Source organism: Paenibacillus sp. XP01 (assembly GCF_057364885.1).
This window is the reverse complement of the sequence record NZ_CP139481.1, coordinates 6478431-6503582: the sequence shown is the minus strand read 5'-3', so window position 1 is coordinate 6503582 and position 25152 is coordinate 6478431. Positions and strand designations below refer to the sequence as shown.

At 52.5% G+C, this 25152-nt stretch carries 23 protein-coding genes; 16 read left to right on the top strand and 7 right to left on the bottom strand.

Annotated features, from left to right (window positions below; all coding sequences use genetic code 11):
• Positions 1-7 precede the first annotated feature (7 nt).
• The 3 genes from SNR34_RS29290 to SNR34_RS29280 are packed head-to-tail and all read left to right on the top strand — an operon-like array spanning position 8 to position 4157.
• Positions 8-553, top strand: a complete 546-nt coding sequence (locus SNR34_RS29290) for a MarR family winged helix-turn-helix transcriptional regulator (RefSeq protein ID WP_486180756.1) — start codon at positions 8-10, stop codon at positions 551-553.
• Positions 550-2277, top strand: a complete 1728-nt coding sequence (locus tag SNR34_RS29285; protein ID WP_236413248.1) for an ABC transporter ATP-binding protein — start codon at positions 550-552, stop codon at positions 2275-2277. The genes SNR34_RS29290 and SNR34_RS29285 overlap by 4 nt, the downstream gene beginning before the upstream one ends.
• Positions 2274-4157 carry an ABC transporter ATP-binding protein gene (locus SNR34_RS29280; RefSeq protein ID WP_486180755.1) on the top strand — a complete coding sequence of 628 codons (1884 nt, stop codon included), beginning with the start codon at positions 2274-2276 and terminating at the stop codon, positions 4155-4157. Before SNR34_RS29285 ends, SNR34_RS29280 begins: the two co-directional genes overlap by 4 nt.
• 96 nt (positions 4158-4253) lie before the next feature.
• Here the strand turns inward: SNR34_RS29280 and SNR34_RS29275 are convergent, their stop codons facing one another.
• Entirely contained in the window at positions 4254-4832 is a 579-nt protein-coding gene (locus SNR34_RS29275; protein ID WP_486180754.1) for a GNAT family N-acetyltransferase, read from the bottom strand.
• A 208-nt stretch (positions 4833-5040) separates the two neighbouring features.
• On the bottom strand, positions 5041-5664 hold the full coding sequence (locus tag SNR34_RS29270; RefSeq protein ID WP_236413243.1) for a TetR/AcrR family transcriptional regulator: 624 nt from the start codon (positions 5662-5664) through the stop codon (positions 5041-5043).
• Positions 5665-5875: 211 nt separating this feature from the next.
• On the opposite strand from SNR34_RS29270, the gene SNR34_RS29265 reads away from it, so the two are divergent.
• Together SNR34_RS29265 and SNR34_RS29260 are read left to right on the top strand one after the other, a co-directional pair.
• Complete coding sequence (locus tag SNR34_RS29265) at positions 5876-8110, top strand: MMPL family transporter (protein ID WP_486180753.1); 2235 nt, start codon at positions 5876-5878, stop codon at positions 8108-8110.
• A 107-nt stretch (positions 8111-8217) separates the two neighbouring features.
• Positions 8218-9171 (top strand): nucleoside hydrolase, encoded by a 954-nt coding sequence (locus tag SNR34_RS29260; protein ID WP_236413240.1) that lies wholly within the window; start codon positions 8218-8220, stop codon positions 9169-9171.
• 126 nt (positions 9172-9297) lie between these two features.
• Here SNR34_RS29260 and SNR34_RS29255 read toward each other — a convergent pair whose 3' ends face one another.
• Both SNR34_RS29255 and SNR34_RS29250 read right to left on the bottom strand, forming a co-directional pair.
• The gene (locus SNR34_RS29255) at positions 9298-10041 is read right to left on the bottom strand and encodes a DUF3105 domain-containing protein (protein WP_486180752.1); all 744 of its coding nucleotides are present in this window, start codon (positions 10039-10041) and stop codon (positions 9298-9300) included.
• 172 nt (positions 10042-10213) lie between these two features.
• Complete coding sequence (locus SNR34_RS29250; protein ID WP_486180751.1) at positions 10214-10978, bottom strand: hypothetical protein; 765 nt, start codon at positions 10976-10978, stop codon at positions 10214-10216.
• Positions 10979-11451: 473 nt separating this feature from the next.
• Here SNR34_RS29250 and SNR34_RS29245 point away from each other — a divergent pair, with 473 nt between their 5' ends.
• The 8 genes from SNR34_RS29245 to SNR34_RS29210 all read left to right on the top strand — a co-directional run bounded on the left by SNR34_RS29245 (position 11452) and on the right by SNR34_RS29210 (position 19622).
• Positions 11452-11796, top strand: coding sequence for a DUF2294 domain-containing protein (locus tag SNR34_RS29245; protein WP_236413236.1), 345 nt, complete (start codon positions 11452-11454; stop codon positions 11794-11796).
• 241 nt (positions 11797-12037) lie between these two features.
• Positions 12038-13108 carry an ABC transporter substrate-binding protein gene (locus SNR34_RS29240; RefSeq protein WP_486180750.1) on the top strand — a complete coding sequence of 357 codons (1071 nt, stop codon included), beginning with the start codon at positions 12038-12040 and terminating at the stop codon, positions 13106-13108.
• Between the two features lie 15 nt (positions 13109-13123).
• The gene (locus tag SNR34_RS29235; protein WP_236413234.1) at positions 13124-14062 is read left to right on the top strand and encodes a nucleoside hydrolase; all 939 of its coding nucleotides are present in this window, start codon (positions 13124-13126) and stop codon (positions 14060-14062) included.
• A gap of 75 nt (positions 14063-14137) precedes the next feature.
• Positions 14138-14959, top strand: a complete 822-nt coding sequence (locus SNR34_RS29230) for an ABC transporter permease (protein WP_236413233.1) — start codon at positions 14138-14140, stop codon at positions 14957-14959.
• 4 nt (positions 14960-14963) lie between these two features.
• On the top strand, positions 14964-15755 hold the full coding sequence (locus SNR34_RS29225; RefSeq protein WP_236413232.1) for an ABC transporter permease: 792 nt from the start codon (positions 14964-14966) through the stop codon (positions 15753-15755).
• 18 nt (positions 15756-15773) lie between these two features.
• Positions 15774-16829, top strand: coding sequence for an ABC transporter ATP-binding protein (locus tag SNR34_RS29220; RefSeq protein ID WP_236413231.1), 1056 nt, complete (start codon positions 15774-15776; stop codon positions 16827-16829).
• A 74-nt stretch (positions 16830-16903) separates the two neighbouring features.
• Positions 16904-18682: an adenine deaminase C-terminal domain-containing protein gene (locus SNR34_RS29215; RefSeq protein ID WP_486180749.1), complete on the top strand. Its 1779-nt coding sequence runs from the start codon at positions 16904-16906 to the stop codon at positions 18680-18682.
• A gap of 199 nt (positions 18683-18881) precedes the next feature.
• Positions 18882-19622 (top strand): HAD family hydrolase, encoded by a 741-nt coding sequence (locus SNR34_RS29210; protein WP_486180748.1) that lies wholly within the window; start codon positions 18882-18884, stop codon positions 19620-19622.
• 91 nt (positions 19623-19713) lie between these two features.
• Here SNR34_RS29210 and SNR34_RS29205 read toward each other — a convergent pair whose 3' ends face one another.
• Together SNR34_RS29205 and SNR34_RS29200 are read right to left on the bottom strand one after the other, a co-directional pair.
• On the bottom strand, positions 19714-20172 hold the full coding sequence (locus tag SNR34_RS29205) for a hypothetical protein (RefSeq protein WP_339275093.1): 459 nt from the start codon (positions 20170-20172) through the stop codon (positions 19714-19716).
• Positions 20150-20797 carry a helix-turn-helix domain-containing protein gene (locus tag SNR34_RS29200; protein WP_339275091.1) on the bottom strand — a complete coding sequence of 216 codons (648 nt, stop codon included), beginning with the start codon at positions 20795-20797 and terminating at the stop codon, positions 20150-20152. The genes SNR34_RS29205 and SNR34_RS29200 overlap by 23 nt, the downstream gene beginning before the upstream one ends.
• Positions 20798-21290: 493 nt before the next feature.
• Here SNR34_RS29200 and SNR34_RS29195 point away from each other — a divergent pair, with 493 nt between their 5' ends.
• The 3 genes from SNR34_RS29195 (at position 21291) to SNR34_RS29185 (ending at position 23634) form a co-directional block, all read left to right on the top strand.
• On the top strand, positions 21291-21767 hold the full coding sequence (locus tag SNR34_RS29195) for a Dps family protein (protein WP_343261832.1): 477 nt from the start codon (positions 21291-21293) through the stop codon (positions 21765-21767).
• A gap of 127 nt (positions 21768-21894) precedes the next feature.
• On the top strand, positions 21895-23040 hold the full coding sequence (locus tag SNR34_RS29190) for a nitric oxide synthase oxygenase (protein ID WP_486180747.1): 1146 nt from the start codon (positions 21895-21897) through the stop codon (positions 23038-23040).
• Between the two features lie 126 nt (positions 23041-23166).
• A complete protein-coding gene (locus SNR34_RS29185) occupies positions 23167-23634 on the top strand; it encodes an NUDIX domain-containing protein (protein WP_486180746.1) in 468 nt (155 codons plus the stop codon).
• A gap of 46 nt (positions 23635-23680) precedes the next feature.
• On the opposite strand, the gene SNR34_RS29180 is transcribed toward SNR34_RS29185, so the two are convergent.
• Entirely contained in the window at positions 23681-24961 is a 1281-nt protein-coding gene (locus SNR34_RS29180) for an MFS transporter (protein ID WP_486180745.1), read from the bottom strand.
• Positions 24962-25152: the final 191 nt, after the last annotated feature.

Sequence of the window (25152 nt, the reverse complement as noted above, 5' to 3'; positions counted from 1 at the left end):
AGAACATATGACGGGTCTGGATCCGGTTGCCCGCAAACTGCTGTATTCCATCATGCAATTCAACAAAGGCAAATGGCGGCAGCACAAGCCTCACGGGCGAAATCACAACGAAATCATGGTGCTGGCTTGTTTGCTGCACGGGGCGCATCCCGGTGAACGCATCGATTGGAGAGACAATCCGCCTGATTTCGACAGCGGTCCCGAACCTAATCCGCGCGGACTGAAGGTGTCGGAAATCAGTGCGCTGCTTCGCGTGAAGTCGCCTACGATCACGCCGGTGATTCGCGGCTTGGAAGACGAAGGACTGGTTGAGCGGACGATGGATGAGGAGGATCGGCGCGCCGTACGCATCACGATCACGGAAGCGGGTCGTAAGATTATCCAGGCGGCGCATGAAGAACGAATGGAGATTTTCAACAAACTCGTCGCACATTTGGGGGAGGAAGACAGCTTGCAATTGGCCGAATTGTTGACCAAGGTGTACAGCTTTTTCGATACATTGAAGTCCGTTCAGACGGAACAGTCCAACGACCAAGGAGATGATAAGTCATGATGAAATTGTTTCGCATGCTGAAGCCGTATCGGATCCCCATATTTTTTATCGTCGGGTTGGTGCTGCTGCAGTCGCTTGCTGAACTGTACCTGCCGACCCTGATGGCGGACATTGTGAACGATGGTATCGTCAAAGGCGACGTGCCTTATATCTGGAAAATCGGAGGCTGGATGCTGGTCATTGCCATCGGTGGAACCGCAGCCTCCGTAACGGCGAGCTACCTTTCCTCCAAGACGGCTGGCGGCTTTGCCAAACAGCTGCGCAGCAGGGTGTTCCGCCATGTCGAGAACTTCTCGCTGCAGGAATTCGACAAGTTGGGTACGGCATCGCTCATTACCCGTACCACCAATGACATCACGCAGGTGCAGAACGTGTTGACCATGATGCTGCGCATGATGATCATGGCGCCGCTCATGAGCATCGGCGGCATTTTCATGGCCATTTCCCAGGATGCCAAGCTGTCTACGATCTTCCTGGTCGTGTTGCCCGTGCTGGCCGGAGCCATCGCGCTGATCGGTGCCAAGGGATTGCCGCTGTTCAAGCAAATCCAGAAAAAGCTGGATCGGTTGAACCTGGTGCTGCGGGAGCAGTTAACCGGCATCCGGGTCGTACGTTCCTTTAACCGCGGGGAACATGAACGCCAACGTTTCAACAACGCAAATACCGATCTGAGAGACATCTCCATTAAGGTAAACGTCTTGATGGCTACGCTGATGCCTGTCATGATGCTGGTCATGAATTTCTCCATGATTGCCATCTTGTTCTTTGGCGGGCAGCGCATCGACAGCGGAAGCATGGATATCGGTTCGTTGATTGCCTTTGTCCAATACGCGATGCAGATTATGTTCTCGCTGATTATGGTATCCATCATTTTCGTCATGATTCCGCGGGCTTCGGCTTCCGCAGAGCGGATCAACGAGGTATTGGAAATGCAGCCGGAATTGGAAGATCCGTCGCAGCCGCGCAGCATGGGCTCAGAGCAGGGCACCATCGAGTTTGACAACGTGACCTTCCGTTATCCGGGAGCAGAGAATGCGGCATTGTCGGGCATTTCGTTTACGGCTCGTCCAGGTGAAACAACGGCGATTATCGGTGGTACCGGGTCAGGCAAAACGACGCTGCTCAGTCTCATTCCCCGGTTTTATGATGTGACAGAGGGGCATGTCCGTGTGAATGGCACGGATGTGCGCGAACTCACGCAGGAGCAGCTGAGATCCAAAATCGGCTTTGTTCCGCAAAAGGCGGTTCTGTTTACCGGAACGATTGCGGAAAACATCCGTCACGGCAAAGAGGACGCTTCGATGGAGGAAGTGGAGCATGCAGCCCGGATCGCCCAGGCCGAGAACTTTATTTCCGAAATGAAGGATGGCTACGAAAGCCTGATTGCCCAAGGCGGGAATAACGTTTCGGGGGGACAAAAGCAGCGTTTGTCCATCGCTCGCGCACTTGTACGTCGTCCGGAAATTTACATTTTCGACGACAGCTTCTCGGCGCTTGATTTCAAAACGGATGCCCGGCTTCGCGCAGCCTTGAAATCAGAGACGAAAGAGGCTGCGGTCATTATCGTGGCCCAACGCGTAAGCACCGTGATGGATGCAGACCGCATCCTCGTCATGGACGAAGGTAAAATCGTAGGTTCAGGAACGCATCAGGAACTGCTGGAGAACAATGAAGTGTACCGTGAAATTGTATCTTCCCAGCTGACAGAGGAGGAGATCGCATGAGTGAACGTCCATCGAACAATGCACGTCCTGCGGCAGGACCGAGGCACCCCGGCCCGGGTCCCGGCATGGGCATGCGTCCTCCGGGTGAAAAGGCCAAAGACTTCAAGGGTACGATGCGTCGGCTGATCCAATATCTTAAACCTCATCGCTACCGGCTTCTTGGCGTGCTCGTTACAGCGATTCTGAGCACCGTGTTCGGCATCATCAGCCCGAAGGTCATGGCGGAAGGAACGGATATTTTGGCCCAGGGCGCGATTGCGATTATGACAGGAATTCAGGGCGGTGGCGTTGATTTTCCTGCCTTGATGAAAGTGTTGTATTTGCTGCTTGGTTTGTATCTGTTCAGTGCAGCCTTTATGTATGTTCAACAATATCTGATGGCTGGCGTCGCTCAACGTGTGGTGTACGATATGCGCGAACAGATTAGTGCAAAGATCGGCCGTTTGCCGCTCAAATACTTCGACTCCCGCACGCATGGGGAAACGTTGAGCCGTGCAACCAATGACGTGGACAACATCAGTAATACGCTTCAACAAAGTTTGGCCCAGTTCATTACATCGGTTGTGACGGTGGTCGGCGTCATTATCATGATGCTGACGATCAGCCCATGGATGACGTTGATCACGGTACTGACGCTGCCGCTGAGCATGATCGTCGTCGTTGCGGTGGCATCCCGTTCCCAGAAACACTTTGCCGGCCAGCAAAAATCGCTCGGCGAATTGAATGGTCATGTGGAGGAAATGTACACAGGCCACAAAGTCGTCAAAGCGTTCGGACGGGAAGAGCAGTCTGTGGCGCAGTTCGAAAAAATCAATGAAGAATTGTACGCTTCCGGTTGGAAGGCTCAGTTCATTTCGGGTATCATCATGCCGCTCATGAGTTTTGTAGGTAACCTGGGATATGTATTGATCTGTGTGGTGGGCGGCATTTTCGTCACCCGCGGTTCGATTTCCATCGGGGACATTTTGGCCTTTACGCAATATTCGCGACAATTCACGCAGCCGATCAACCAGATCGCGAACATCTCGAACATCATCCAATCCACGATTGCTTCGGCAGAGCGGGTGTTCGAGCTGTTGGACGAAGAGGAAGAGGTTCCGGAAACCAGCCAACCTGCGCAGCTGAAACAGCCTAGAGGCGCGGTCACGTTCCAGGGCGTGAACTTCGGCTACAAAGCCGATGCGCCGCTCATCCGCAACATGAACATCGATGTCGCGCCAGGGCAGACGGTGGCCATCGTGGGACCGACCGGCGCCGGGAAAACGACGCTGATCAATCTCCTGATGCGTTTCTACGAAATCCAGGATGGGCGCATCGCTATTGACGGCGTGGACATTCGCGACATGGAACGCGGCCAGCTGCGCAGCATGTTCGGCATGGTGCTTCAGGATACGTGGCTGTTCAACGGCACGATCCGTGACAACATTGCCTACGGCAAAGAGGGGGCCACGGAAGACGATATTGTGCGTGCCGCGGTTGCCGCGCATGCCGACCACTTTATCCGCACGCTGCCGGATGGATATGACACGGTGCTGAACGAGGACGCATCGAACATCTCCCAAGGGCAGAAGCAGCTGCTGACCATTGCAAGAGCGATTCTCGCGAATCCGTCCATCCTGATTCTGGACGAAGCAACGAGCAGCGTCGATACGCGCACCGAGGTATTCATCCAGAAAGCGATGAACGATCTGATGAAGGACCGCACCAGCTTTGTCATTGCCCACCGTTTGTCTACGATTCGCGGAGCGGACCTGATTCTGGTGATGGACCACGGGAACGTGATCGAGCAGGGCAACCACGAAGCGTTGATGGAAAAACAGGGCTTCTACGCCGATCTGTACAACAGCCAGTTTGCGGAGGAACAACCGCAAGCGGTGTAGAGCCAGGCATACACTGCAAGCAACATCAAAAAAACCGAGGTCGGAATTACGCCGATCTCGGTTTTTTTCTTTTTCAGAGTTCGATGGAAGTACATATCAGGCACGTACATAGCGTTCGCGGAACTCTTCTTCCAACATGCTCATCAGAATGGCGTCGTGATACCGATGATTGTAGAACAGCACATCCCTTCTCACGCCCTCGCGCTTAAAACCGAGCTTCTCATACGTACGAATAGCCCGATCGTTGAACGCATAAACTTCAAGCTCGATCCGGTGCAGATTGCAGATGCCGAAGCCGTAGTCCAGCAGGAGCTTCATGGCTTCGGTTCCGTAGCCTTTGCCCTGATGCGCCGCACTGTCGATGGCGATGCGGATGTGGCCGCTCCGGTTTTTGGCATGCATATCCATCAAGGCGATCTCGCCGATCATTTCGTCGGTACCCTGCAGGCAGATGAGAAGCATGATTCGGGAGCTGTCCTGCGAAGCCTCCTCCACGAATCGTTCCACCTGCTGATGGGTAAAGCTGCCCTGCGTGCCGGTCAGCCTGCGCATTTCCTCGTCGAACAGACTAGGGAAATACGCATCCACATCGGTCGGTTCAAATGGACGCAGATAGATGCGCTCCGTCTCAAGCAGACGTGGAATGCGCGCTTTCGTTGGTTTTGTATCGGTCATTGCTGATCCCCTCCACTATGCAAGGTTCGGTTTGATTCGGGTAACACCGATTATAGACTATTGTTATACATTTGAAAATATAGCGTTTTGTTCATCTTCTACAGAAGAAGTTGATCGACAGGAAAAGAGTGCATTATAAGTCTCCCCGGATTAGTATCGAGCGGGGTGTGCCAGGGATAACGACACGGGCGAAGGGCTGGGGAGGGATTCACGCTTGTTGAGCGGCTCCCTCCAGAAACAGGTTCACCAGCTCCCGTGCCAGGTCGGCAATATTCTCGTGCATGCTGCGAACGTCCTCGCGGTTGGCCAGCATCAGCAGGGAGGTAAAAGCCTGTGCCAGCAGCAGCGGATTGCTCCGGCGCAAATAACCGATCTGCATTTCCCGCTCAAAGTGGGTGGCCAGCACTTGGAAAATGCGCGTTTCGGCCTCGCGGATTTGCTGCAGTTGGTCCGGATCGAGGTACGTTTCCGCCTCTCGCATCATCGTTTCCGTATCGACATGGGAGCGCTGCATTTTGGCTTCAGCGATGCTTTCCAGCCGTTCACGCAGCGTACCGGGAGCATCCAGTCGAAGGGCGGTCTGCTCCATGCCCATGGCCATCATATGGGTGATGGCCACGGTGAACAGGCCGGGTTTGCTGGAGAAATGGTAATAGATCGACGCTTTCGTCACGCCGCATAAGGATGCGATCTGTTGTAAAGAGACCGGTTCATAGCCGTATTCCATAAACAACCGGGACGCAGTCGCCAATATTTTCGTGCGGGCAGATGCCTGTTCCGCATTTGCCTTTGGCCTGCCCGGCGTACGGGCAGGATTTGATTTTTTGCTCATGGAGATACCTCTTTCCATGGGATTATGCATCATTAGATTGTACATGTTCCGGACGGTAAAGTATAGGCAACGGCGTTCACAAAAATATCAATTGCATAATTAACCTTCCGGTATATATAATTAATTCGATTGTACGATGACCGACGGTTCATTTCTATGATTTTTCACACATACGGTCATACGCTGCTGAAATAAAGGAGATGAAACAAACATGCAGGAAGGTTCAGGCTACGGCCGTTTTGTTGCGGGCAAACGAAGTAAATGGATCACCTTGGTGGTATGGATTGTTGTAGCTGTGCTGCTAGGGGTTATATGGCCGGCAGTAGGCGATCGTGAAACAAACAACGCACAGGATCTGGACGAATCGAAGCCTTCGGTGCAGGCAGCTGCCGTTGCCGGGCGGGAATTTCCGGGCGGGCAAGGACTGCCCGCATTGATTGTGTGGCATCAAGCCGGCGGCCTGACGGATCGGCAGATTGAACAGATTCAGGCATTGACCGAGCGGCTGGACCAGGACCCGGTGGAACAGCAGCAAACCGTCGTTCCGCTGTATCAACTGCCGCCGCAGGCGATCAAAGGGCAGTTGTCTGAAGACGGCAGCACACTCGTAATGCCGCTGTTTTTCAATGAGACGGCAGACTCCGGTCAGCTCAAGGAAGGCATTAAAGGGCTGGAACGGAAAACCGAGGATATTTTCGGCAGCAACCCATTCACGGTGGCCGTTGACGATTCGAATGGAACGCTGAGTGCACGCGTGACCGGCCCGGTTGGCATCTCGATCGATGCGAGCGGCCTGTTTGCGTCGGCGGACGTGTCGCTGCTCATCGCTACGGTACTTCTTGTGCTCGTGCTGCTGCTTCTGATCTACCGTTCGCCAGTGCTCGCGATCATTCCGATTATTGCGGTAGGTTTCGCCTATATGGTAACCAGCCCGATTTTGGGCTTCATGGCCGACAAAGGCTGGATTACGGTGGACGCGCAGTCCATCTCGATCATGACCGTGCTGCTGTTCGGCGCAGGTACGGATTATTGTCTGTTCCTTATTTCAAGGTTCCGCCAAATCCTGTACCATGAACCAGACAAACGAAAAGCACTCTTCCAAGCCATCACCGGTTCTTCCGGCGCGATTGCGATGAGCGGGTTCACGGTTGTGGCGGCGCTGCTGGTGCTGCTGTTGGCCGAATACGGGGCATACCAACGTTTTGCCGTTCCTTTCAGTCTGTCCATCTTCATTATGTTTATCGCAAGCCTGATGCTGGTACCGGCGCTGCTGGCCATCTTTGGGCGGGGTTCGTTCTATCCGTTCGTTCCGCGCACGCATGAGATGGAGGCCGAACGGGCCCGCAAAAAAGGCAAACCGGCTCCAGCACCGCGCAAAATCCGGGAAAGCTGGATCGGCCGCACAGTGATCACGAAGCCTTGGACGGTTCTGATCGTCACACTGGTGCTCCTGGGGGGGCTTGCATCCTTCTCCAGTCAAATCAAATTCACGTATGACTTGTTGTCCTCCTTCCCGGAAGACGTGCCTTCCCGCGAAGGTTTTACGATCATCGGCGAACAATTTTCGCAAGGGGAGCTTGCTCCGGCGAAGGTGATCGTCGATGCCGGAGGCAAAAATACGGAATTGAAGCAGCGGCTGGAGGCCCTTGATTACGTGAGCAAGGTTGGCGAACCGCAGCAAGGGGCCGAGAACGCCAACATGACGGGGTACGACGTCGAATTCAATCTGAATCCGTATTCGATGGAAGCCATGCAGCATATTCCGGATCTCCGGGCAACTGCGGAACAGGCACTGACCGACGCCGGAGTCGACGGTTCGTCCAGCCGCGTATGGATCCACGGCCAGACGGCAGAGCAATATGACATCGAAACGGCCGGTGAACGCGATGCACGCATCATCATTCCGGTCGTCATCGGCATGATTACGCTGTTGCTGCTGTTATACCTGCGTTCAGTCGTGGCTACGGCGTACCTGATCCTGACGGTGGTTCTGTCCTATTTCTCGGCCCTGGGGCTGGGCTGGCTAATCATTCATTACGGCCTAGGCGCAGATGCCATTCAGGGCGCAATCCCGCTGTATTCGTTCGTTTTCCTGGTGGCGCTCGGCGAGGACTACAACATTTTCATGATTTCGAGCATCTGGCAAAAACGCAAAACGATGCCTCTTCGCCAGGCGATCAAGGAAGGCGTGGGAGAGACCGGGTCAGTGATCACGTCCGCCGGGCTTATTCTGGCCGGCACGTTTGCCGTGCTTGCAACGCTTCCGATTCAGGTGCTGGTGCAGTTCGGCATCATTACCGCAGCGGGCGTGCTGCTGGATACGTTCCTCGTAAGGCCTTTCCTGGTCCCTGCGATTACGACGCTGCTCGGCAAATGGTCCTTCTGGCCCGGCAGGTACGTTCCCGTACCCGAGAAAACACGCGAGAAGCAGACCGAGTCCGTCTAAGGTTTACGCGCGCATGGGTTTTGGGACATAATAGAGGTAACGTCGGCTAGGGCGGACGGACCTGTTCAACATCAATGGGATACCAGAGGAAGGATGAAAAACAAGCAATGACCAACAAGTTGAATGTTTACTTTAACCATGACGGCGGCGTGGACGACCTCGTTTCGTTGTTTATGCTTTTGCAAATGGACAATGTACACGTAACCGGGGTATCGGTAATTCCGGCAGACGGATATCTGGAGCCGGCGACCGATGCGAGCCGCAAAATCATCGACCGTTTCGGTTCGTATGAGATCGAAGTTTCGAAATCCAATTCCAGAGGGAAAAACCCGTTCCCTGCGGCGTGGAGATTGCACTCATTTTATGTAGATGCATTGCCGATTCTGAACGAATCCGGAAAGATGGAAGCACCGCTGTCCACCATTCCTGCCCATAAACATTTGATTGAAAAAGTACGCAATACGGAAGGCAAGACGCTCCTGCTCTTTACCGGCCCGCTGACCGACCTGGCACGCGCTTTGGATGAAGCACCGGACATCGAAGAGAAAATCGAGAAGCTCGTATGGATGGGCGGCACATTCGAAAAAGGGAACGTCGAGGAGCCTGAACACGACGGCACCGCGGAATGGAACGTCTTCTGGGATCCGGAGGCAGCTTACCGCGTATGGGAGAGCAGCATCCAGATCGACCTGGTGGCACTGGAAAGCACGAACAAAGTGCCGCTGACGCCAGCCGTGCGCAAACGCTGGGCTTCCGAACGCCGCTATGAAGGCGTGGATTTCATCGGCAACTGTTATGCAGGATGTCCGCCGCTTGTGTACAGCGAGACGAACTCCACGTACTATCTGTGGGACGTGTTAACAACGGCTTCCGTGGGACGCGAAGATATCGTGAAGAAAAAAACGGTCAACTGCGTCGTGATTCCGGATGGTCCGAGCCAAGGCCGTACGGTAGAGCAAGCGGACGGACGTCCGGTACAGCTCGTCTATGACACGGACCCTGAAGCATTCTTCACATACATGACCGACCTGGGCAAAAAGGCTGCTCCGCAGCGTTATTAATTACTGCGCTGCCACAGCGCACCATGTCGTGACATTCATAAAAGAAAGCCGCTACAGACCGGAGTTTTATTCCGGTGCTGTTTGCGGCTTTTTTTAAAATTGAGTCGGTCTGCGCTTGCTGCCGTATTACATGGTTCCGCCGCCTTGCCGAACGGAAGGGGGGATTTTCTCCGGTCCCTGGTTGATATAGCGGTTAATGAACGTGCCGATTTTGGCTTCGTCATATGCGGGCAAGTTCATCGTTTTGGTCCAGGCGGTGACGACGAACTCGCTCCCTTCCGGAATATCTTGGTTGGGCACGGCGAGAATGCCGGAACCAGCCTTGCGGAAGTTGGCGAAATATTTGAGATGTTCCTTGATCATCTCGCTTGCGTCTTCACGGTAATAAATAATGATATCCCCATGCTCCAGATTATGGACGAGATAAGGATACCCCGGAAAATCGGTATAGAATCCAAACTTGATGTCATGAGGATTGTGCGGTCCCGAAGTGGGTATGTTCATCTCGTATGAAATAGGATCTTCCGTATGCTTTGCGCCATAATAAGCATCGTTAGTGACTTCGATATCGGCGTTTGCGTCCAGATCGGAAACGTCGTATTTCGTATTCGCTCCTTGAAGAGCGTATACCCCCATCAAAATTAGCGATGCCGCCAGTGTAATATGGGCTGCCAGTCGGATGGAACGGCTTTTTTTCTTAATCGCTGCCCGCTCCTGTTTCTTGGAATGCGCCATTACGGAGCCTTTGATTCGAAACGCCCAAACGTAGGCTGCGATAGCCAGCAGCAAGGCCATGCCCCCGATCATCAGCCACAGGTAGGAGATGGCGGCGGCTTCATGGTTCATCTGCATCATTTGCATGTCATTCATGTTATGGTCCATGGGAGTCCTCGGCTTTCTATAATAGGATTGAACACTACATATTGTAGTGTAAATGGTACGGAAAGCGCAATCCCGTAGACGAAAGAAGTCCTCCATCCGCATGATAGAACATGCGGTGAGAACTTCTTAAACAATATGTACTTATATAGCGTACAAAAGGCTAGAACAACATGCCGATCATGCCGAAAATGGTTGCAGCGAGCAAACGGTACATGATATAGAACAGCACGACGTTTGCAATCAATACACTGTAAAGGCTGTCCATTGCGGCCGCAGAACGATTGAGCGGATAATGAAACAGCACCGCATTCAGCGCCACAAAAATAATAATATAAGAAACAACAAATAAATAGAATGCGATGGAAAATGAAATAAACACAAACACGTTGGCTACAATGAGCGAGGCTGCAGCAGGGACAAGCAAACTGCCAAATTGGGCGACGAGGGTCTTCGCATGAAAAGCGAGCTTTTCCATTTTCAACACGGCGTAGATCAAAACGAGCGCAGCAGCCAGCGTTACGGCGGTAAAGATCAACGGACGAACGAATCCGCCCAAGAACAAGCTCGAAAAATTGTAGGCACTGAAGGTTTGCAAAAAGAATAAGGAGACCAGCAGGATGACAAGTGCCATGGTTAAAAGTCCGTTCAGGGCATGTTGTTCACCGACCGTTTTCATCGTCTGATAAGGGCGGGCCATCACACTCAGAAAATAAGACAGGTATTGCTTGCTTACTTCTTTGGCTTGTTGAACTTTTTCATTCTGCAGTACATTGCTCCATTGATTGTTGTCCTTGTCACCGGATGCGGAAGGCTGTGCCGAGACGGATGGAGACGACGAGGGGGACGCGGAAAATGGCTCCTGCGTACTGGACCAATGCGTGTACCCGGATTCTGCCGCAGCCGCAGGCTCCAATCTTTCATCCATCTTCCTTGTTTCAGTCAAAGGCTCGCCTGGAGCAAGGTTGGAGCCGCACTTTTCACAAAAGCGTGCATTTGCGTTTTCATGATTGCAAACAGGGCATTTCATGATTCAAACCTCCGATTCCATATTTTAGATAATAGGCATACATTTTGTCCCATTTTAACGGTAGTTGCAGAAGTTTGTCCATGCTTTTGGGGTAATCACCGACGGATCGTCCGCAGTAGCGGTCGCCATATCAATATTCATGCCTTTGGATAGATTAGGTGCCGAGAGGGTATGATTTACGGTAGGAAGTTACGGTTTCCTATAATCGTGAAAATGTGACAAATACTGATCATATAATGTTAAATGTTCGCTTTTTGTAGGTGCAATGTTGGTTATATTGATCTTTTGGGTTGCCCAAACCCGGACATTTATGTATAATCAATCGTGTTAACACGTCGAATGTACGGTAGTAAATGATGTGGGTGAGTTCAATGGAACGACTGGACAGCAATGAAAGCAAGAAAAAAATGTGCCAGTTCTACAATGAAATTTCGAAGGAACTGTTCGGATTCGGGACGACTCTCCTGAGAGTGACGATCGATCAGAACATCGTGACCTTCTATGCCAAACACCGACGTTCGCCGCGCTCCGACGCCCTGGAAGGGGAGGCCCCCGGCTTGAAGCTGGAAGTGGACTTCCGTATGTCTGTTTTATATAAGAAAAAATTCAGGGACAAGTTGGAGCAGCAGATGGGGTTGCCAATTGAAGCTGTACTCAGGGATTATGATGCGTCCACGCAGTGGGCCATCACGAACGTGATTCTGGAGCAAGCATAGGGCTGACCGACTTGTCGGCAAGCAACGTGCATTGAACCGCTCCACCGCATGAATCGGGTCCTACACAATTTCATAGCACGATGGCGTCTTGCTTCGGATTGATTCTGAAGCGGAAACCTCGAATGAACCGGTAACGGGTGTCGCTTTCCTTTGTTTACGAAGAAAAGTGTTCTTGTTGAATACAAGAATGCTTTTCTTTTTGTTTTTTTACCAACACACATTTCTAGGAGGAATCAGGAACATGAGGAAAACATGGGTAAGCGGTTTGGTAGCAGCAGCGATGACATCGGTATTGCTGGCAGGATGCGGAAGCAACGCGGATAACGCGGAAGGCTCAAGCAATGGCGGCGCGGCGCCGACCAAGCTCGTGATCTCCACGTGGGGATTTTCGGAAGATTTCTTTAATGAAGAAGTATTCGGTCCATTCGAAAAAGAGCACAATGTGGACATCGTGTTGGAAGTCGGCAACAATGCCGAACGCTTGAACAAAATTCGCCAGGGCACATCGGATGTCGACGTGATCTACTTGTCGGACTACTATGCGCAGCAAGGGATTGACGAAGGTTTGTTCGAAAAAATCGACCGTTCCAAAATTCCGAACATTAACGATATTTACGATATAGCCAAAGCACCGCTTGGCGAAGATTACGGCCCTGCCTACACGATCGGACAATTGGGCATCGCCTACAACCCGGACCTGGTATCCAAAGAAGTCACGTCTTGGAACGATCTGTGGGACCCGGCATTCGCAAACAACGTGACGATCCCGAACATTACGGCAACGGCCGGACCGATGGTGCTGGATGCGGCATCCCGCATTGCAGGCAACCAAACGTTCAATGAAGATGCGGCATTCGCCAAACTGAAAGAACTGAGCGGAAATGTAGTTAAGTTCTACACCCAAACGTCGGAGTTCGTGAACATGTTCTCGCAAGAAGAAATCGCCGGCGGACCGATCATGGAAATGTACTTCAAAGATCTGAAAGCAGCCGTGCCAAACGCGAAATTCGTAACGCCTAGCGAAGGCGGATATGCCGTTATGAATACGATCAACGTGGTCAAAGGCAGCAAAAACAAAGAGCTCGCCGAAGAGTTCATCAACTGGCAGCTCAGCCAAGACGTGCAGGCCAAATCGGCCAAAGCCAAAGTCGATTCCCCGGTAAACACCAAGGTCGAGTTGACGGCGGAAGAAGCGGAAGGCGTAACATACGGCGCGGACGTCGTAGAGAAGCTGAACAAGCTGGATATGGAATTCGTCAACAAACAGGCAAAAACATGGACAGATCGCTGGAATCGCGAAATCGCGCAATAAGTGGGGGACTAAGCCATGAATGAAACGACAAAACGCATGATTTTGGACGTGGACACCGGCATCGACGACGCCCTTGCCATTTTGCTGGCAGTCAAAAGCCGCCGCTTCGATATGCTCGGCATCACAACGGTCTGTGGGAACGTATCGCTTGCGCAGGCCACGGAGAATACGTGCAAAGTGCTGGAGCTGGTGGATGGAACGGATATTCCGGTCATCCCCGGGGCTGCGGGTCCATTGACCCGCCAGTCTCATTACGAACATCGCGTGCACGGCCAGGACGGGCTTGGCGGAGCTTTGCCCGATCCGGCGCGCTCGAAGCGTGCAGAAGAAGGCTTTGGACCGGATTTTATCATTGAACAGGTGAAACGGTACCCTGGCGAAGTGACGCTGATTATGACGGCGCCGCTGACGAATCTGGCCCTTGCGCTGGCCAAATGCCCGGAGCTGTCGTCCCTCGTCAAGGAAGTCATCTTTATGGGCGGCGTGGTGCGCGGACACGGAAACATTACCCCGACGGCCGAGTACAACACGTACGCTGATCCTGAAGCGGCACGCATCGTGCTGCATGCAGGATTCGAGAAGCTGACGCAGGTCGGACTGGACGTTACGCGCCAGACGCTGCTGAATGAAGAAGCGATTGGGCGGTTGACCGATCCGGTACTGCGCAGTTATGTGGCGCAGAGCACCGAAATATATATCCGGCGTTATGAGCAAATGAACGGCATACGCGCATGCGCCCTTCATGATCCTCTGGCGGTGGGCGTGGCGCTCGCACCGGAGCTTGTGGAACGCAAGTCGTACTACGTGGACGTGGAAACGGCGAGCCGTCTGTGCGATGGCCAAATGGTCTGCGACTTCCAGAACCGTCTCGGTCAAAAGCCGAACACGTTGGTGTGTGAAGCCGTTGACGCCGAAGCGTTCCTGGAACTGTTTATCGGCGCACTTAATGCGTAGCTATATCGTAAAGGGGTCGAAATCGATTCTGTATCATTTCGATCCCAATCCATTCCTTATGTCAGGAGCATCGTGATGAAAAAATCAGTTATGTACTGGCTGCTGCTGCCTGGTCTCGTTTTTCTGGCAGCCTTTATGGTCATACCGATTGTCCTGACGATCGGCTCGACCTTCTTTCAGGAAAACCGATTTACGTTTGAAGGGTATATGCAATTTTTCAGAGACCCCTACTTTTTGAAAATTCTGCTTACGACGCTGCAGGTCAGCGTGGTCACCACCTTGGTATGCGTGGTGCTCGGATTCCCGACGGCATATTATATTTCGCAAAAAGCGCCTCGGCGCAAGGGCATTCTGCTTGCCCTCGCCATCTTTCCGTTGCTGACGAGCCCGGTCGTGCGTTCGTTCAGCTGGATGATCATTCTCGGCCGCAAAGGGCTCGTCAACAATACGCTGGTCGGTCTCGGCATCATCGACAAACCGCTGGATATCATGTATACGCCAGCCGCGATGATGATCGGTCTGACGCATCTGTTCCTGCCGCTCATGATCATTTCCCTGGTCGGCGTGCTGGAGAACATTGACGGCGATCTGCTCAAAGCGGCTCAGAGCTTGGGAGCCTCCCGTTTCACGGCATTCCGCCGGGTAGTCTTCCCGCTGGCGGTGCCCGGTCTCGTCATTGGTGCCGTGCTTGTCTTCGTGGGCAGCCTCACGGCATATACAACGCCGGCCCTGCTCGGCGGTAAGCAGCGGGTCATCGCAACGTTCCTGTATCAGAACGCGATGACGCTGAATGACTGGTATCTGGCCTCGGTCATTGCGGCGATCATGATTGTCATTACGTTTGTCGTCGTTGGCATCATGAACAAATTGGCCAAAACTTTAAATCCGAAGGGGTAAAATTATGCGGGAGAAACATATCGGGCTGGGCCTGTTCAGTCTGCTGGTCTTTATCTTTCTGCTGGGCCCGCTTCTGATCATCTCGGTCACGTCGTTCGAGCCGGGAACGGTACTGAAATTTCCGCCGGAGGGCTTCTCCCTCCGCTGGTACGAAAATATATTCAACGCAGGCGGTTTCGTGCGCACGTTCCAGACGTCGATCGTCATTTCCCTGCTGGGAAATCTGCTCGCGCTGGTGCTCGGGATTCCTGCCGCTTATGCGCTGAGCCGTTTTGATTTCAAAGGAAAATCGCTTTTGAATGCAATCTTCCTGTCTCCGGTGCTCATCCCGGGGATCGTGCTTGGTTTCACGCTGATGAGATACTTGATCGTGATCTATCATCTGCCGATGTACCTCGGGCTTTTGATCGGCCACACGGTAATTATGCTTCCATTTATCATTCGGGTCATCGCGTCGAGCTTGTCGAGCTTTGACTTTGCCGTGGAAGAGGCTGCGCTGAGTCTGGGAGCGGGACGGATCAGAACGTTCTTCCAGGTGGTGCTGCCCAACATTCGGTCGGGTATTCTGGCTGCGGTGCTCATTGCTTTCCTGGAGTCGTTCAACAATGTCGACATTTCCGTGTTCATGACCGGACCGGGGGTAAGCACATTGCCGATACAGATGCTGACGTACGTGGAAAATTATTTCGATCCGACCATCGCGGCGATTTCGGTGCTGCTCATGGTGCTGACCGGCTTGCTCATGTTTGTGATCGAACGTGTAATGGGTGGACTTTCTTATTTTACTAAACGTTAATTGGAGGCGCTAAAGCGTATGGCATTGCTGACTTTGGACCAGGTATCGGTGGCTTATGACAACCAGACGATCCTGAAGGATTTTCGATTGGAGCTGGAAAAAGGCAAGCTGCTCTCCCTCCTTGGACCGAGCGGCTGCGGCAAAACAACGACACTGCGTCTCATCGCCGGATTCCTGGAAGCACAGCAAGGCAAGTTCATGTTCGGCGGCAAGGACTATACGAAGGTTCCGGTGAACAAACGGAATTTCGGATTTGTGTTTCAGAGCTATGCGCTGTTCCCGCACTTGTCGGTTTACGATAACGTAGCCTTCGGCCTGCGGATGCGCAAAGTGAAGGATAAAGATATCGGGGCGCGCGTCATGCGCATTCTCGAAGTGGTGAACCTGAACGGTTTCGAAAAAAGGTTCCCGCAGGAGCTGTCCGGCGGTCAGCGGCAGCGCGTGGCGATTGCCCGCGCGCTGGTCATCGAGCCGGATCTGCTGCTCTTCGACGAGCCGCTCAGCAACCTCGATGCCAACCTGCGGGTGAACATGCGCGTGGAGATCCGCCGAATCCAGCAGGAGCTGGGAATTACGACATTGTACGTCTCGCATGATCAGGAGGAGTGCTTCTCCATTTCCGACCAGGTGGCGATCATGAACAAAGGCGTGGTCGAGCAGCTCGACCGCCCGGAAACGATTTTCAAATATCCGGCGACGGAATTCGTGGCCCGGTTCATCGGGTTCCACAACTTCATCGAGTTCGCGGACCGCAGCGATGCGGGCGATACGATTACCTTGAAAGCCGGCGGAAGGCAGTTCACCGCGACGGCACATCCGGGGACGGCAAGACCGGGCGCGCGCAAAGGCGCGATTCGTCCCGACGACCTGATCGTGAGCGGCGACACTTCGGAACAGTTGAACGCATTGCCGGGCATCGTGAAGGTCAGCACGTATTTGGGACGCAGTTACCAATACGTGATCGAGACGGAGCTGGGAGACTTCACCGCCAATCAGGAGATGGAGACGCCTTATCTCAGCGGACAGCGGGTCAGCCTCATTTTCCCGCAGGACAAGCTTGTACTTGTGGAATAGAAGCAGGAAGCATGGATGGAAGCCTATGGCATCATTCCATATGCTTGACACCGAGAAAAAGGAGATGATGCCCCATGCGTGTCGATCAACTGATTGTCAATGTACGGGTGTACAACAGCTACTATAAACGATTCGAAGAGAATAACGTTGCCGTGCTGGACGGCAGATTTCTATACATCGGACCTGGCGGGACGGATCGGTTCGAAGCGTGCGAGGTGATCGATGCCCGGGGACGGTACATGATTCCCGGCCTCATCGACATCCATCTGCACATCGAAAGCACGATGGTGACCCCCGCGACCTTTTCCCACGGGCTGATCCGATGCGGAGTTACCTCCATCGTGGCGGAACCGCATGAGATGGCAAACGTGTTCGGCCTGGAAGGCGTGCAGGAAATGATGGCCGCGAGCCGGGAGACGACGGTGGACATGTTCTACGGCATCCCGAGCTCCGTGCCGGCCACGCCGATGGAAACAACGGGCGGATCAATCGAAATCGAGGATATGGATGCGCTGCTTGCGACCGGGGAGATCATCTGTCTGGGCGAAATCATGAACTACGTTGACGTCATTCGCGATCCGGAATGCAAAACCAACCAGATTTTGCGCCATATCCGCAAAAACTATCCCGATCTTGTCATTGAAGGACATACACCGAAGCTGCTGGGACTGGATCTGCATCGCCTGATCTATGCCGGGGTGGATTCCGATCATACCCATCAAAGCATCGAAGGCCTTCAGGCCCGCATCGCGGCAGGCATGTTCATCGAGATTCAGGAAAAATCGATGACGCCGGAAGTGATCGATTACTTGATCAGGCATGATGTGTCGCAGCATTTCTGCTTCGTCACGGATGACGTCATGCCGGATTCGCTCGTGGCCCGCGGACACCTTGACCATATCGTGCGCAAGGCCATCGGCATGGGCATGCGCCCCGAAGACGCCATCTATGCGGCAACGTCGACGCCTGCGGCACGGATGAAGATGACCGATCGCGGCAGCATCGCGCCGGGTAAAATCGCCGACTACTCGCTTGTAGCGGATCTGGATAAACTTTCGATTGAACAGGTATATAAAAACGGGAAGAAAGCTTATGACGATTACGAACCGTATGAGCAGACACGGACAGCCCCGCAATTTCCGTCACACTTCTATAGCAGCGTGAAACTGAATCCGTTGGCAGCCAGCGATTTCTCCATCCGGCTGGACGATCCCAAAGTGAACGGAAGCATGCTGGGAGCAAAGGCGGAGGCGAGTTCGGCAGGTTCGGTTACCCAGTTGTCCGATGGCCTGCATAACTGCCGGGTAATGATGGTGAAAGACGGTTCGACCTTTGTGGAAGAGCTGATCGCGCCGATCGAAGCGTTGAACGGTGAATTGCAATGGGAAAACAGCGAATACGGTCAAATCGCGACGTTCGAGCGTTATGCCGTGAACGGCAATCGGGCGTATGGCCTGATTGGCGGGGATACGATCAAACGCGGTGCCATTGCAACGACATATTCGCATGACAATCACAACCTTCTGGTTGTAGGACGTAATCGCGAAGATATGATTCTGGCAGCTAACACGGTGATTTCGAGCCAGGGTGGTTTCTGTGTAGTGGAAGACGGCAAAGTATTGTCCCATCTGGAACTGCCGGTGGGTGGCATCCTGACCGAGGAACCACTCGCTGTTGTATCACATCAAGTGAAGGAGCTGCGCGCAGCGATGCTCTCGCTCGGGTATGTACACTATAATCCGATCATGTCGCTAAGCACGCATTCGCTGGCGGTAAGCCCGGCGCTCAAGATCACGGATCATGGCTTGATCGATGTTAATGCGGGCAAAGTTGTACCGTTGATCGTGGATTAATGGAGCAGGCATATGCATTCTCTTTTGGAGAGAGTGCGTATGTCTTTTTTATGTTTTGTTTGGAGAGGAACAGCAAGGATATCAGGGCATTTGCCATAGGAGTTTCAAGCGTTGGTTGGAGTGAGATATCAACATCCTTGTGCGGATATGGTATCATAGCTACATTTCGTGGATGAGAAGTGGGAGGGAGATGACGTTAATGGAACCAGAGAAAAAAGCGATCTTTTTCGACGTGGACGATACACTGTACGATCATTTACAGCCGCTGCGGGGAGCGCTGCAGGAAGTCATCGGGCTGCCTGACGATTTTCCTTATGCGGAGGCATACCACCGTTTTCGTTATTACAGCGACTGGCTTTCCGATCAGGAAGGGCTATCCGCCGTGCCGGAGCCGGAAGCGGTGGAGCGCATGCGTCGTCGGCGTTTTGAGCTGATGCTGAAAGAGTTCGGGATTGCGATAGAACCTGAACAGGCTGCTGCACTCCAGGAGCGGTATTTGGGCCGCCAGTTCCACATTCAACCGTTTGATGGAGCGTATGCACTGATGCATGAATTGATGGAGGAAGGCCATTTTGTCGGTTTGATTACCAACGGCGAAGGTGCGCATCAGGAGCGCAAGCTTGAGGCACTGAAGGTGCGAGACGTGATTCCGAGAGAGCGTATTTTCATCTCGGGGACGATCGGCTATGCCAAGCCGGACCGCCGTTTGTTCGAGCATGTGAGCAAACAGACGGGGACCGAGGCACGCAACAGCTTCTATATCGGAGACTCTTGGCGGAACGATGTCGTGGGCGCAGTCGATGCCGGTTGGCAGGTGATCTGGTTCAATCATCGCCAGGCCGAACCGGAATCCGATCATCAGGCGCATTACGTAGCCCATAGCTATGAAGAAATTGGACGAATATTGGCAAAGGCGGTGTCCCCTGTACGCGTGCTTTAGTGTAGTAGCTACAAAATAGATAAGCCTTTTAGTACACGAAGGACCTGCACTTATCGCACCAAAAAGTCCTCCTTAATAGGAGGACTCACGATTAATTTCTACGCTGTCTCTGAGAACGTCTCGTTTTTAAAATATATGGAATAATATGATTACTAAGAACATCATGTATTGTATACCCTGGAACACCTTCAATTCGTTGACCATCTTTGTCTTCCAAGTTCATAGGAACATGGAAATGCCATGGATCAAACTTTTTAAATTCGTGTGGAGTTTCATCACGGTGATAGTGGGCATGAAATTTTTGAAGAATCTCCTTGTTACCGGCATACCAGTCATAATAATATTCGATTAGTTCGTCACCTTCAAAGATCTCTTTGCATTGAAGATATCCATCATAATCATGGAATTTTATATTCACATTAATTTCTCGACCCTTTTTGTGGTCGAGTTCTTCTCTTGGCGTCTCAATAGGTCTTGCCGAAAAAATTTCCGGGTAGACATGATCAAGGTTACTGAAAACTGTCTTTTTAACGTTGAGAAACTTGCGCACTAGCTAACCTCGCTTTGTATGACCACCATACCGAAGCATCTGTGTCCTCTGCTGTGAGCTCTTTGATTGTCTTGTCGCCAAAAACTTCTTCGAATGTGCCACCGTAGTTTTGTTCAAACTCTTTAATGGATTTTTGTAAGTAAGTTATTTCATCGACTTCTGGATTTTGGTTTTCAGCTTCCCAATTCGCTTTCAATACTGCAACGGAGACGCGATTACCATTCGCAAAAATAACTTCAGCATCTTCCGAAATTTTGGACCACTTCTGTCCTTCTTTTTCAGCACCAATTATTTTCCCCTGACGAATCCAGGTGTTAATTGTTTGCGGTGAAACGCCCAGGTACTTAGCAACTTCTGTAGTTGAGAAGTTTACACTAACTTGTTCTCGAGCAGCTTCCTCCGAAATGTGTTGTAACAAGGCTAAAGCATACTCCATAACCATTGCTTTGTCGGACAGTTGTTCCTCGTCCCACAGTTTAACGTAACGTTCTGCCCCTTTCACTGTAAACAATAAGTTTTTAATGAGTGCTGCTGTGGTTGGCAAGTCGAACTCGATCATATTTTGTAAATAACTGTGAGCACTCGGTCCGGTTAAGATACTTCTTTCAATTACGGTTGGACGCATTATCATCTCACCTCTCACCCCCATATTATAAATGTATGTTCAGTTTGTCAACAAAGTGAAAGAAAACAGAAAGCGAATGATTAATATTATTATCATATTTGTTGTCCTTATACATATCCTTTTTTTCTTGAGATCGTGCTCAAAATACTTCGTGTAGGAACCGTTATAATGATGCAGTCCATGTCTTATGGTGCATTTGTCTAATTTCGTTATATAAGGTCAGAAGATGAAGGCCGCTTCATGGAATCTTCATTTGAAAGAAGTGCCATAGGTCTTTTCAAAGTGAATATCCGATGATATAATTAAAACAAGATTTAGATTAAGTCTAAATTAAAGAAGTTAAAAATGAATATAAATTGATTGAATATGTTACACATTAACGGAGAATGCAGAACCATTCTGGAGATGGGATGCAATCGGAGTAACCGGGTGTAACGAACGAATCAACTTATATAAACACTTAAATTCTACATTCCGAAAGGGGATATAATCCATGAGCACAATCCAAACTACCAACACATTCAACGCACGCATGACCGAACTTCACAACGTACTGAACCGCCAAATCGCAGGCTGGTCCGTATTGTACACCAAACTGCACAACTTTCACTGGTATGTGAAAGGTCCTCATTTCTTCACCCTGCATGGCAAATTCGAAGAATTGTACAACCTGGCGACCGCCAACATGGACGAAGTTGCCGAGCGTTTGCTGGCGATTGGCGGCAGCCCCGTAGCTACGCTCAGTGAGCAGTTGAGCCTTTCGCCAATCGAAGAAGCGGTTGGACAACCAACCGCAGAGCAAATGGTGGAGGCCGTCGTTGCTGATCTCCGGACCATGGTGTCGGTCATTCACGAAGGCATTGAAGCTGCAGGCGAAGCCGTGGATAACGCAACCGAAGATATGCTGATCGGCTTCACGGCTGGACTGGAAAAAGAAATCTGGATGCTGAATGCTTTTCTGGGCAAATAATCAAGGTTGCCTGCATCCTGACAACGATATGTAGAGTCCGTGAACAAAATGCCCGTTCGCTTACAAATCCGGTGGGCTTGCCGTATAATGATGGCATTCAAGTCGTATGGATGGGTGGTTATGGACAATGCGGACAGACCCGGAAGAGCTGAAACTGGAAGCGGAACGGTTTATATATACATGTTATGAAGAGCTGGGCCACACGCGCGAAGTCGCGGAGGCCCGGCTTGTTGTCGTGCTGGGCGACATCGCGGCCACAGGCATGTACACGCACACGAAGGAAGAGCTGGAGCATGGCTGCAAAATGGCATGGCGGAACAGCAACCGCTGCATCGGCCGCCTGTTCTGGGACAAGCTGCGCATCGTGGATGCGCGCGAGATCGAGACGGCCGCTCAAGCAGCCGAGGCCATCCTTCACCATATCCGGACGGCATCGAATGGCGGCAAGGTCATTCCGATGATCACGGTTATGGCGCCGGAAGGGCCTCAAGGCGCTCCCTTGCGGATCTGGAATCATCAGTTGATCCGGTATGCCGGATACGAAACGGAGAATGGCATCGTGGGCGACCAGGCTTCGGTGGAGATGACTGAAGTGGCGATGTCCCTGGGTTGGCAAGGGGCGGGCACCCCATATGATGTGTTGCCGATCATTATTCAATCGGATGGACAGGACCCCGAATGGTTCGAGGTGCCGGGGGAGGATATCGTGGAAGTGCGCATCGAGCATCCGGACCGGCCAGAGATGGCCCATTTGGGCTTGCGCTGGTACGGCGTGCCGATGATTGCCGACATGCGTCTGGAAATCGGGGGCATTTCCTATCCGGCGGCACCGTTCAACGGGTGGTACATGGGAACGGAGATCGGCGCGCGCAATCTCGCCGATCCATTCCGGTACAACAAGCTGCCTGAAGTCGCGAAGGCGCTTGGCATGGACACGTCGAGCGAAACGACGCTGTGGAAGGATCGGGCACTGGTGGAGCTCAATGCAGCCGTGCTGCATTCGTTCAAGAAGGCGGGCGTCAGCATCGTGGACCATCACACGGCGGCTTCGCAGTTTGCCTTGTTCGAGCAGCGGGAATCCCAGGCGGGGCGCGAGCTGACCGGCGACTGGACTTGGCTTATTCCGCCTGTGTCGCCTGCAACGACGCATATTTTCCATAAGCCGTATCGCAACAAACTCGTGAAGCCCAATTTTTTTTATCAGGAGAAGGCGTATTCCTGCCAAGCTGCAGCTTTTGGCGACGCCCCGATGAAATGCCCGTTTGCCCACTAAGGTGATGCGAACGGGCTTTTTTTTACTGAAAATAGGAAATGTATTCTCTATTCTTTTCTCTTTATTGGGTGATTTTCCGGAACTATACTTACTCCATAACTTCACATAATAAGGAGATGTCCGAAAATGGGATATGTCGAGTCTTTGCGTGAACGAATCGGCAATGCGCCGCTCATTCTGGTAAGGCCAAGTGTGCTGATCCTCAATCCGGCCGGGGAAATTTTGCTGGTGCGCCATGTCGATGATACTTGGGGCGTGCTGGGGGGATGCATGGAACTGGACGAATCCGCCGAGGAATGCGCCATGCGCGAAGTCAGGGAAGAATTGGGGATCGAGCTAGGGCGGCTGCGGTTGTACGGCGTGTTTTCGGGCAAAGATTTATATACCAAGCTGCGGAACGGCCACGTGTACTCCAATGTGGTGATCGGCTACGTCTGCACCGAATACGAGGGTGAGCTAAGGCCGGATGGGGTGGAAGTTCTCGAAGCGATGTTTTTCCATCCGTCGGCTTTGCCTGAGAAGACAGATCCCTTTCTGCGCAGCAAAATAGCCGAGCACGCAGGACAAATCGCCGCGCTCATTCAAAATGGCTGATGATCCATTCAAGAAGGACGGATTTTGGTCTCCTTTGAGTCAAATTTTATTGTTTGCTGCGTGCATTCTCGGACGACAAACGTTCGGTGCGATGCTGCTTGCGCATGAAGGCTTGCACGGTGATCGCCGCACCTATGAGTGCGAGGTTGAACCAAAAGACGGCGTACAGCGATCCAGCTTCCGCCAGCAGCGCTGCAATCAACGGAGAGACGATGGAGCCGATCTCTGCGGCCGAGACGATTTTGCCGATGGCTTCACTGCGGCCAGTCTCCGGAATATGATCGCCGATGTGCGCGAAAAAGGAGTCCATATAACATGCCCCGCCGACTCCGCCGATCAGCATGCCGAGATATACCCAGACATACGACGATGTCGTCAGGAACACAGCGACCTCCACCCCGATGAACAGCATGCCCAGCATGCAGAGCAGCAGGCGGTCTCCCATGCGATCCGAGAGATAACCTGCCAGCGGCGCTGCGGCCAAGGTTGAAATGCCTACGACCGTAAAGGCCAGGCTGATGGAGAAGGAGTTCCATTGCATGATATGGGTCGCATAGAGTGCAAAATAGGTCAAGAAGACGGCATATGCGCTCATTTCCAGAAAATGCACCAGGCTATAACCGAACACCTGCTGGCCGGGTGTAAGCTCGCCGCGGAGTCCAGCCCGGTTGGCACTTTCATCGGCTTCCGTAAAGGAGGCAGGGGACGGGGAAGCGGCGGCGGATTGCATGGCAGCGTCCTCTTTGGACGATGATCCGCCGTCAGCCTTAGAACTTGTTGTTGTGTTGCGTATAGCCATGGCCGCAAGCATGGCGACCAGGCAGCAAACCGTGACCAGCCAAAAGGGCACGGAAGGCGGGAAATGCAGCGCCAGCCAGCCGCTGACGACCGGGCCGAGCACCATGCCGCCACCCTCGCTGCTGCTGATATAGCCATTGTACAGCCCGCGATTGTGCTCGCTGCCGCCATCACCGATGATCGAACGCACCGTGACGGTAAGCCCGGTAGAAGCAAGCCCTTGCAGCAGCCGCAGCAGGCCGAGCAGCAGGGCCGAGGAGGCCATGGCGAAGCCGGCCATGCAGAGCGCGAGCATCAGCAGCATGAGGATGAGCGACGTTTTGCCACCCGTTTTTCGATACAACCCGGCAGCGGGCATGCCTCCGATGACTTTCCCGACATAAAACATGGCAAAGATGATTCCCATCGTCCAGCTGGACAACCCCAATCCATCAATAAACAGCGGAAACAGGGGGAGAATCATGAATCCTCCCATCTGGCTGAGAAAACAGACCACGATTAATAACGGCAAATTACGGCGAAGATCCATAGGTGCCTCCTTTCCGCAGTACGGAAATTCACTCCATGCGTTCAGACCGTTTCCTTGCACACATATTTACATATCCCCGACATCATATGCGTCAATCGGCCAAATCAGAATACTGGCATCAACGGCGCGGTCGAGATCGGTTTTGAATGGTTCCCATCGTTTCGATTGTGGTATACTGGTGCTATAAGAAC

Coding starts and splice junctions, on each gene's coding strand:
- SNR34_RS29245 (WP_236413236.1), top strand. CDS start 11,452: ATGGAACGACTGGACAGCAATGAAAGCAAGAAAAAAATGTGCCAGTTC.
- SNR34_RS29180 (WP_486180745.1), bottom strand. CDS start 24,961: ATGGATCTTCGCCGTAATTTGCCGTTATTAATCGTGGTCTGTTTTCTC.
- SNR34_RS29260 (WP_236413240.1), top strand. CDS start 8,218: ATGACCAACAAGTTGAATGTTTACTTTAACCATGACGGCGGCGTGGAC.
- SNR34_RS29190 (WP_486180747.1), top strand. CDS start 21,895: ATGCGGACAGACCCGGAAGAGCTGAAACTGGAAGCGGAACGGTTTATA.
- SNR34_RS29285 (WP_236413248.1), top strand. CDS start 550: ATGATGAAATTGTTTCGCATGCTGAAGCCGTATCGGATCCCCATATTT.
- SNR34_RS29265 (WP_486180753.1), top strand. CDS start 5,876: ATGCAGGAAGGTTCAGGCTACGGCCGTTTTGTTGCGGGCAAACGAAGT.
- SNR34_RS29270 (WP_236413243.1), bottom strand. CDS start 5,664: ATGAGCAAAAAATCAAATCCTGCCCGTACGCCGGGCAGGCCAAAGGCA.
- SNR34_RS29225 (WP_236413232.1), top strand. CDS start 14,964: ATGCGGGAGAAACATATCGGGCTGGGCCTGTTCAGTCTGCTGGTCTTT.
- SNR34_RS29200 (WP_339275091.1), bottom strand. CDS start 20,797: ATGCGTCCAACCGTAATTGAAAGAAGTATCTTAACCGGACCGAGTGCT.
- SNR34_RS29185 (WP_486180746.1), top strand. CDS start 23,167: ATGGGATATGTCGAGTCTTTGCGTGAACGAATCGGCAATGCGCCGCTC.
- SNR34_RS29280 (WP_486180755.1), top strand. CDS start 2,274: ATGAGTGAACGTCCATCGAACAATGCACGTCCTGCGGCAGGACCGAGG.
- SNR34_RS29230 (WP_236413233.1), top strand. CDS start 14,138: ATGAAAAAATCAGTTATGTACTGGCTGCTGCTGCCTGGTCTCGTTTTT.
- SNR34_RS29275 (WP_486180754.1), bottom strand. CDS start 4,832: ATGACCGATACAAAACCAACGAAAGCGCGCATTCCACGTCTGCTTGAG.
- SNR34_RS29290 (WP_486180756.1), top strand. CDS start 8: ATGACGGGTCTGGATCCGGTTGCCCGCAAACTGCTGTATTCCATCATG.
- SNR34_RS29255 (WP_486180752.1), bottom strand. CDS start 10,041: ATGAATGACATGCAAATGATGCAGATGAACCATGAAGCCGCCGCCATC.
- SNR34_RS29240 (WP_486180750.1), top strand. CDS start 12,038: ATGAGGAAAACATGGGTAAGCGGTTTGGTAGCAGCAGCGATGACATCG.
- SNR34_RS29250 (WP_486180751.1), bottom strand. CDS start 10,978: ATGGATGAAAGATTGGAGCCTGCGGCTGCGGCAGAATCCGGGTACACG.
- SNR34_RS29195 (WP_343261832.1), top strand. CDS start 21,291: ATGAGCACAATCCAAACTACCAACACATTCAACGCACGCATGACCGAA.
- SNR34_RS29210 (WP_486180748.1), top strand. CDS start 18,882: ATGGAACCAGAGAAAAAAGCGATCTTTTTCGACGTGGACGATACACTG.
- SNR34_RS29235 (WP_236413234.1), top strand. CDS start 13,124: ATGAATGAAACGACAAAACGCATGATTTTGGACGTGGACACCGGCATC.
- SNR34_RS29215 (WP_486180749.1), top strand. CDS start 16,904: ATGCGTGTCGATCAACTGATTGTCAATGTACGGGTGTACAACAGCTAC.
- SNR34_RS29220 (WP_236413231.1), top strand. CDS start 15,774: ATGGCATTGCTGACTTTGGACCAGGTATCGGTGGCTTATGACAACCAG.